The organism is Stieleria sedimenti (assembly GCF_025060895.1).
GTDB lineage: Bacteria > Planctomycetota > Planctomycetia > Pirellulales > Pirellulaceae > Stieleria > Stieleria sedimenti.
The window spans coordinates 63,116-71,146 of record NZ_JANZKV010000146.1 but is presented as its reverse complement, the minus strand read 5'-3'; the positions used below and the strand labels follow the sequence as shown (position 1 = coordinate 71,146).

Here is an 8,031-nt window from a genome sequence, read left to right as displayed (position 1 = left end):
ACAATGACGCCGACCAACTCTTGCAGTGATTGCATCGCTGTCTATCTGAGCAAGCCTTCACGCGATGAGAGAGAAGACCATGATCCTACGAATCCTGCTGTTGACCATCTTTCTCGGGGGCTCATCCTTTCTCGGGGCCTCATCGGCCATCGCCGAGGATCGAGTCTTATTCAAATTCGACGATTCAGATGCCGCCAAGGCATGGCAAACCGTCAACGATGGCGTGATGGGCGGCCACTCCGATGGCCGACGTCCGCGAATACCAACGTCCGCGAATAACCGTGTAACCCTCAATACTGGGGTAGAAGTCGATGGAAACCGCCGTTTGTCCTTGTACGCCACCAATTTTAATTGACACAGAACCTCGCAAAGTGGAGCGGAAGCGATGCGAAACAGGACGGATCGATCGAACCGGTGGCCTAAACTTCACACGGTAGCTTCCATCCAAGACTTCGACGTCCGATTTTTCCGGCTTGGAGCTGCGAGCTTCGATCGGCAGCAAAAAGGGAGTCTGACGTCGGTTGGAACCGGAAAACGCTTCACCATTGAGTACCGGAATTCGGTCGTGCACGACTGGAGTTTCATTCGGGAACACCTCGTACCTATGCCCCATTTTAACTCCGCCCATTCCCCAGCGATCCGGTACGTCTGTCGGCTTATCATTGCGATGGCGGTGATTGCGTCACGGGGAAGCCTTGCTGCTCAAACGCCGGTGGCGGCGGCCCAACAGCCCGTTCAGAAGGAAGACGCAAAGTCCGGGCGTTATTGGACGACCCGCTGGGAGTTTGAGAACGTCGACATCGACAAACTCGCCGGACGGCTAAAATCCATCGGCATTGATCTTGGGCTCCACCTCCGCGGAACCGCGACCGTCAAACTGGACGTCGGGATTCCGCTGACGTCGCTAAGAGATGGTGCCGCTTACCGTTTTGATGGCACGTTAACCAGTCCGGGATTGGTGATCGATGATGTCGAACTGAAGGACTTTGAAACCTCGATCTCCTATCGCAACGGGTTGGCAACACTCACACGCCTGAAGTCACGGGTCGGCACGCAAGATCGCCAAGCGAGTGGATCGATCGAAGGCAGTGGCAGTCTGCAATTGGTTCCGCGGGGAGATGCGACGGCCGAAATCAAGATCAACAACATCGCCCTCTCCCCGGTCAGCGACTTGATTGCCAAGTTCTTACCGTCGCAAAACGGTTTGTTGCCCGACGCAGGTCGGCTGTCGGGTGACATTCGCTTTCGCGCGCCAATCGACCGCATCAGCGAGATGGAGGCGTACGAACTTGCTGGGAAGGTCAATGGACAAGGATTGAAGCTCGCCAGTCTCCCGCCTGCCGATGTAAACATCGGCAACCTCACGATTGAGGACGGACGCCTGAAATTCGGGGGACTCGATCTGATGGCTGCCCCATCGAATCTCGAACCATCCGGCATTCGCTTGATCGGGCGGGCCGACGTGCCGCTAGGTGGTCAAGGCGAGTTTTCGTTCGAACTCGTCGGCGATGATCTACCACTCGGCGCGATCGCTCGACTTTCGAGTCGACCCGCCCAACGGACAACCCCAGCGGTGGTCGATGGCAAACTCGACTTTCGCGTTCGTGGATCCGGTGTCCTCGCCCCCGAAACAGAACAGTCGACCTGGAGTATCGATGGTTCGGTTGCATCGCCGTCGTTGCAAGTCGCAGGTGTCGACCTGGGCGTTTTGGAACACACCATCCGATTCACGCCCAACCAATTCGATGTTCTGCCACGACGTGACGAGACGACGTTGCCGACTTCGTTCACGTTGGTCAAGTTTCGATCGAAGTATTCAATCACCAGCGAGGCCCTCACCCTGGAGTCGCTAACGGCGACAGCCTTTGGCGGACAGATTTCGGGAACCGCCACGGTGCCGCGTGATGGCGACGGTGATTTGGTTGTCGGATTGACAATCGCCGACATCCGTCCGAACGTTCGAATCCCAGTCCTCGGCAGGATTGCCCCCACCGCCACCGCCAGCATCGCGGGAAACATCGATTGGCGGGTTCCGATCGACAAGCTATTGGATCCGAATCAACACGCGGGCACTGCAACGCTGTCTGTCTCGGAGATCAGGATCAACGAGGAAGGGATTGGCGAACTGGTCGCAGAACTTGTCGCAAGACAAGGCGAATTAGCGTTGCAAGCGAACGGCGATCTGTTCGGCGGGACGGTCAAAGTGCGAACCATCGCCAACATGATGACGACCGATCGTTGGTCTGATGTGATGTCCCGACTCGGGCAATCGGTCTTTCGTTTCGAACACATGTCGATCAACCCATTGGTCGACCTGTCTCTCGGTCGTCGCGTCGGCCTGACGGGCGACGTCAGCGGCGACATCATTGTCGATTTTGATTCGCAACCAACTGACCGAACGAATCTCAAGGTGAAGGTGTCCGTTGAGTTGTCAGACGTCAATTATCGCTCGCGTCTTCTTTCACGAAAGCTGACCCTGAACGGACGACTCGAAGAGGGGGTCTTTGTGGTCCAACCCCTATTGGGCGACTACGCGAATGGATCACTTCGGCTCGACGGTCGCGTCTACTTGTTCGATCGTGACGAAACATTTCGCCCCCGGGCCGAGCTTCGTTTGGTTGCGTCCAGAATCCAACTCGATCGGGGATTGTGGTTTCTGGGACAAAAGGCTGAGCGAATCCAGGGACGAATCTCCACCAAGGCGACCATCACCGGGCGTCAAGAATCCGTTCGAATCCGAGGCAGTCTGCATGGACGCGAGTTGGCCGCCTACGACTTGCCGATCGGCGTGGCGCGCGGTGCGCTCGTTGCGACCGCGAATTTGAAATCATGGAACTGGGATTTGAGCATCCCGTCGGTTCGATCAAGTGTCGGCGGCGGACAACTCGACGGCGAACTGCACCTATCGTCCGGTCGTCGTGGAGGCATTGACATGACGAGCCGGTGGAAAACGCGGAGAGTCGACGTGTTTCGATTGACCCATCCGTTCGGGCGATCCAGTTCACTAGCGACTGGCGAAGTCACCGGCGAAATGTCACTCGGAGGCAAGTCCATTCGATCGGTCGATGACCTCGCCGGCCGATTCGACTTTCAGTTGGGGCGAACGCGTGGTGCCGCGATTCCTGGCCTGATCGCGGCGTCACAGTTTCTCGGCCCCGTCTCACTTGCCGGTCAAACCTTCGACGTCGGGGAAGCGAAAGGGATCATCGGTCAGGGTGTCGTTGTGATCGACGAATTCTGGCTGGGTGCCGACAACGCGTTGGTGCGAGCGGACGGAAAACTCTATCTCCGCAGCGGTCGTCTGGACATGATCGCACTGATTGCAACCGGCGACTATCGTGACATCGCCGCAAACCTTAGCCAGTTGGCACAGAAGTATGCTCTGCGTTCTCTGCTGCCCGCATCCGCCATCTTCAGCGTGACCGAACTCTTTCGCGATCGAACCGTGGTCATCGCGGTACTGGGAACCACCCAAAACCCGATCGTGCGATTGCGACCCATCGAAACGTTTCGTGAAGAAGCCGCGCGGTTCCTGCTACGCGAGGGCCAACGACTCGTCCTTGCCGGGACCTCATTGGGCGTGTTGAATGGATTGGATGGAGGTTCATAGTTCTATCGCCATCACGATGCGTTCCGGTACTGAGGATGGCGCGTGTCGCCATAGCCAAACTGTTTTCAGCATTCATGATCCACTCATCGAGCCGATTGTCTTTCTGGATAGTGTTCCACAACAATGGGTGAAGCGATGCAACGTTCTGTTTACCAAGTTCTACTTGTTCTGGCAGTTCTGTTGATGGCCGCGAGTAGCGGCTGCGCACCCTTGGGGCTTTCACTGTATCCTTCAAACTCGACGCTAACGACGGAAGCCAAAACCGTTCTCGAAGCCTCTCGCATCCCCCACGGCATACCGCGAGAGAACGCCAAGAGTGTGCTGCCGCTACATTCGCTTCAACCGGGTGATGCCCTGTTGATTGAACCTGTCAATCAGGATCGCGATCTGCGTTTGCCGGCCGACCAGTCGGTTCTCGCCGACGGAACGGTCGATCTCGGTCCCTACGGCCGCGTCATCGTTGTCGGCAGGAATCTGGAACAGGCGGAAGCGTTGATTGAGAGACAGATCACCGACCAGATCCGTCAGCAGATCTCGGCATGTAAACCGTTCGTGAGCCCCGACGTCAAGGAATCAATCTCTCAGTCCCCGCTTCCCGATGACTGCGACACGATCGCCATCAACGTCAGACTGCTCGAACCTGTTCATCGGTTTTATGTTTTTGGTGAAGTGAACGCGCCCGGATCGTTTCCCTTGACAGGCTCCGAAACGGTACTCGATGCAATCGTCAGCGCCGGTGGGCTGACATCCAGCGCCAATCCCTGTCAGATCCTGCTGGCCCGACCGACAGATCCTGGTGAGTGCCGCGTCACGCTGCCGGTGTGCTATCGCGAGATTGTTCAAATGGGGAACACGGCAACCAACTATCAACTGCAGCCGGGTGACCGCGTCTTCGTCGCCGCACGATCTTGCATGGACGAACTCATGTTCTGGCGGGCAAGTCAGACGTGTGCCCGCAGTTCTGGCTGCAACCGGGCGTCTCGACACCCGGAACATGCGACGGCCAAACCGATGGTGATGGTTGACCAGACGATGATCTCACCCGGCAGCGTGGGCTGGACGCGACTGGCCGACGATCCGCTCCGACCGAGTGATCTGATGGACCTGAATGAAGCCAACGATCGCTATAAACCGAATCTTGACAAGTCGTTCGACGACATCCTGCCCGGCGAACCAACCGGCTCCAAAGCCGGCAACTCGGACGTCGATGGTGAACTGGAGTTCGCGCCGCTGTCAGAGTGAAGGCGGATCCATTCATCGGTGCGATCTTCTTTGGCCCAGACCGGACAGTGGCCAACCAATTCGATCTTGTTGCTACGGGCAAAATCCGCAAACGTATCGGGTTGTTCAAAATCCCACCGATCACCGCCAGTGGCATGGCTTTTCGCATGATTGAAGACTCCGGAAACGACGTCGTTTCGAGCACCTTCGCGTCAGCTTTCCACAGCCGAACCGACCGGAAATCAAACCGGCTGGCCGTCAAAGCCCAGGGCCCCGACCAATCGGGGGGCATTCCGTTTCCGCTTCATTCGCAAGTTTCGACTCATATCGAACTGAACTGCGTTACGCTACAGTCCGGCATCCCATCGCATCCCATTGGCCGAGCTAAACCATGTCAAACGTCGATCCAGCAGCCCCGCAAAAAGAGAACGCCCTGGCGGGATCAGAACACACCGAAAAGATCAAGTCACAGGTTCTGGACAAAGTCGGCAGGCCCCCCCGCCTGCATCGTGTCGAGGTGTGTCGTCACCACAACGGCAACTATCGGGTCAACATCTGGGAGAGATTGGCCCCGACAGGGGACTCCGCGTACTCAACGCGTGCCCATATTCTGTCGTCCTATTATTTAAAGGTCTCGGATTCTGGTGAAATCATTCGCAGCAATCCCCCGCTGGCCAAACTCCGATTCCCGGCTTGAACACAACCACCGACCGCCCACGATGAAGCGTCTCGCTGGCGATGGGTCCCGACAGGACGGATGGGGCTGATACGCCTCCGTGTCCCATCGGATGATCGACGTGACGCAAGCTGGTCGCGGTGGTCAGTTCACGCAGCAGCTCGCCGACCTGTTGCTGGTCTGCCTCGGACGTGTCCGAATCCGATCACGCCGGATCATTCGCCGCGGGCAACGCTCTGAGCCACTCGACCAACGAGGTCGTCGTATCGGCGTTGATCGAGTCCGGATCCAGGGATCGAACCCGGCCGTCGGAGCATGCCAGGTGGCCATGATTTCCAGCGCCGTTCACTGTGCGGAAAGGTTGCCGACACGCAGTTTGTCGACGACAGCCGCCGCGGCCGCACCCCGATGGTCGGACATCCGTTTCGCGGCCGCGGTCTGCACAGAAGCCGATCGCCTGGACAGCAATTCCGCGAGTTGTTTGATCTCGTCGGAGTCGGGTGTGAATCGCTTCAATGCGGTCTCCCACTCGACGTCTTTTTTTAGATTTCGGCTTTGCGTTTTCCGCAGGCCCCGATTCAATGCTCGATCCAGTCGAAACGCCTTCAGAGCCGCCGTCGGCTGACGCCGACTCCGATTTCGATTCTGGCGTTTTGAGTTGCCTGGCGTTTTCGATTTGCTTTGACCGGAACCGAAAAATCCATCGATCAGATCGACGGAATCTTGATCGGTCTTGGCGGAGGAACTTTCGGGCGGATCATCCGATCGCGCGGGATTCGCGGAAGAACAACTGACGAGGCAGCCAACAAGGGGTGCTTGATCAGCTGGAAAGACTCGGCCAGGGCCGAGACGATCTCAATAGTTCACGACTCCGTCAAAGGTCACGAAGACATCATTGAAGTCTGGCGTGAACAACTCAAAGTAGGTAATGCCGGTGGCATTTTCAAATCGTCCGGTCCCGCCGAAGAAAAAGTAGCAACCCGACCCGTTTGTTGGTGGTCCGAGCGAATCCAGGCTTCCATCCAATGTCGCATACAGTTCGTCTCCATTCGCAGCGACAAAGATCATCAGACCCTCAAAGGATCCGTCTTCGTAGAGGACTGCGTATTCTTGACGAGTCATCTTCCCCAAGTGTGTCGATCGACCAACGTACTGGATGTCAAAATATCCGAGGATGGCCAACCCGTCGGGGTTTTCCGGTTCGAATAAATCGGGAGCCGGGTTTTCGAACACAAAATTGTTGGTCACCGCATTTGCGAATCCCTTAAATGGTCGGTCCACTCCTTTCGCACTGAGTGGTGAATTCGTAGCGGTAAAGAATGCTACCGCCATCACAACGAGTCCAAGTTTCAGTTTGTTTCCCATGATTTCAATCCCCAAAAGTTGAAGCGCTAAAACAAAAATTCTTGTGAGAAACTGGAATGATCACTTTGAAATGACCAGGTGACCGCCACCGAACCATGAAAAGGGAATTTCTCCCAGTCCAAGAGGCGGTGAAGTCGCGAGCATCACGACGCTTCCACTCTCCACCTCGCTAAATCGTCCGGTGCACATCTCAACAGCCGGGATGAAATCAGCGACCCAGCGCAACTCTCCGTTGGGAAGAATTGAAATGAAGCCTTCAAAATCGAGGGAGAGTTCTGAACCGTCGGCGGCGATGAAGGTGGAAGTTCCGCTAAACGGAACGCGTCCCTCGAGCGGCGAGAACCGCGGATCGAAATCCACTGAGACGAGATTAGCTTCGGCAGAATCCACAGGCGGACTCGTGTATCGACCTAGCCCACTGGCATTCCCCTGGACTCCCCACGGAGTGTCAACGGATGGCAACTCTGAAACGACGCCCGCACCCTTGATCTTAAGCGGGCGGCTGACAACCTTTTTGGGTCCGCCGAGGTCTACCTTGCCAGTCAATGTCCACCCGAACTTCCATTCGGTATCGCTGAAACTGAAGGGTTCATTGACTGCGACGATCTTTAAGGGCTTTCGATGCGACTCGACATCGGCGTAAACCCCCGCACCCCCAATAACCACCACGTCTGCTTCCCAAACGGCTGTAAAGAGTCCTTCTTCACCTTCGACGGGAGTCACAGTGAGCGTTCCGTCCTGGAACGCTGTTTCCAGAACATCTCCACCCGAAATTCCCAGATTGGTCCCGCTCGATTCGAAGTTGAATACGAATGGGTCATCCGTGGGAGTCACTTGAACGCCTCCGAAATTGTCGTAACGCCCCAGCAGCGTTCCAACCCCCGGCGCGGCGTAGGTGCCGTCCGCCGGGTTGTACGTACCAAAACCTTCCGCGTAGAAGGGGATGGTCTGGGCAAGTGCCGGGCCGGCATGAATCACGGCCGAGAGGCAAAATGCTGAAAGTGCGGCGGTTAACTTCCTCAAAATTTTCATGAAACCCTCGTAAAAATAGAAGTCGCAAAGCTCAATGGGGGGTCTGGCATAGCCCTCCCTAGAGATCATACGGGTTTGACTGCTTTCTCACAGTGGTGTGTGAAAACTTTTATCCAACTTTCACAAT

At 56.5% G+C, this 8,031-nt stretch carries 7 protein-coding genes; 4 read left to right on the top strand and 3 right to left on the bottom strand.

All coding sequences use genetic code 11. From position 1 onward, the window contains the following. The first annotated feature begins 79 nt into the window (after positions 1-79). The 4 genes from NZK35_RS18465 (at position 80) to NZK35_RS18450 (ending at position 5,528) form a co-directional block, all read left to right on the top strand. Positions 80-355 carry a CIA30 family protein gene (locus NZK35_RS18465; RefSeq protein WP_259634013.1) on the top strand — a complete coding sequence of 92 codons (276 nt, stop codon included), beginning with the start codon at positions 80-82 and terminating at the stop codon, positions 353-355. Between the two features lie 249 nt (positions 356-604). Then, positions 605-3,610, top strand: a complete 3,006-nt coding sequence (locus NZK35_RS18460) for an AsmA-like C-terminal region-containing protein (protein WP_259634012.1) — start codon at positions 605-607, stop codon at positions 3,608-3,610. Positions 3,611-3,745: 135 nt separating this feature from the next. Further along, positions 3,746-4,852 (top strand): polysaccharide biosynthesis/export family protein, encoded by a 1,107-nt coding sequence (locus tag NZK35_RS18455; RefSeq protein ID WP_259634011.1) that lies wholly within the window; start codon positions 3,746-3,748, stop codon positions 4,850-4,852. 370 nt (positions 4,853-5,222) lie between these two features. Continuing rightward, positions 5,223-5,528 (top strand): hypothetical protein, encoded by a 306-nt coding sequence (locus NZK35_RS18450; protein ID WP_259634010.1) that lies wholly within the window; start codon positions 5,223-5,225, stop codon positions 5,526-5,528. Between the two features lie 324 nt (positions 5,529-5,852). On the opposite strand, the gene NZK35_RS18445 is transcribed toward NZK35_RS18450, so the two are convergent. From NZK35_RS18445 to NZK35_RS18435, 3 genes are all read right to left on the bottom strand, one after another. Further along, the gene (locus NZK35_RS18445) at positions 5,853-6,023 is read right to left on the bottom strand and encodes a hypothetical protein (RefSeq protein ID WP_259634009.1); all 171 of its coding nucleotides are present in this window, start codon (positions 6,021-6,023) and stop codon (positions 5,853-5,855) included. Positions 6,024-6,362: 339 nt separating this feature from the next. After that, positions 6,363-6,872 (bottom strand): hypothetical protein, encoded by a 510-nt coding sequence (locus NZK35_RS18440; RefSeq protein WP_259634008.1) that lies wholly within the window; start codon positions 6,870-6,872, stop codon positions 6,363-6,365. Between the two features lie 60 nt (positions 6,873-6,932). After that, entirely contained in the window at positions 6,933-7,904 is a 972-nt protein-coding gene (locus NZK35_RS18435; RefSeq protein ID WP_259634007.1) for a hypothetical protein, read from the bottom strand. Between the last annotated feature and the right edge of the window lie 127 nt (positions 7,905-8,031).

What these genes read in the sequence shown, in the direction of transcription:
- NZK35_RS18465 (WP_259634013.1), top strand. Translation starts at nt 80, where the DNA reads ATGATCCTACGAATCCTGCTGTTGACCATCTTTCTCGGGGGCTCATCC.
- NZK35_RS18455 (WP_259634011.1), top strand. Translation starts at nt 3,746, where the DNA reads ATGCAACGTTCTGTTTACCAAGTTCTACTTGTTCTGGCAGTTCTGTTG.
- NZK35_RS18460 (WP_259634012.1), top strand. Translation starts at nt 605, where the DNA reads ATGCCCCATTTTAACTCCGCCCATTCCCCAGCGATCCGGTACGTCTGT.
- NZK35_RS18440 (WP_259634008.1), bottom strand. Translation starts at nt 6,872, where the DNA reads ATGGGAAACAAACTGAAACTTGGACTCGTTGTGATGGCGGTAGCATTC.
- NZK35_RS18450 (WP_259634010.1), top strand. Translation starts at nt 5,223, where the DNA reads ATGTCAAACGTCGATCCAGCAGCCCCGCAAAAAGAGAACGCCCTGGCG.
- NZK35_RS18435 (WP_259634007.1), bottom strand. Translation starts at nt 7,904, where the DNA reads ATGAAAATTTTGAGGAAGTTAACCGCCGCACTTTCAGCATTTTGCCTC.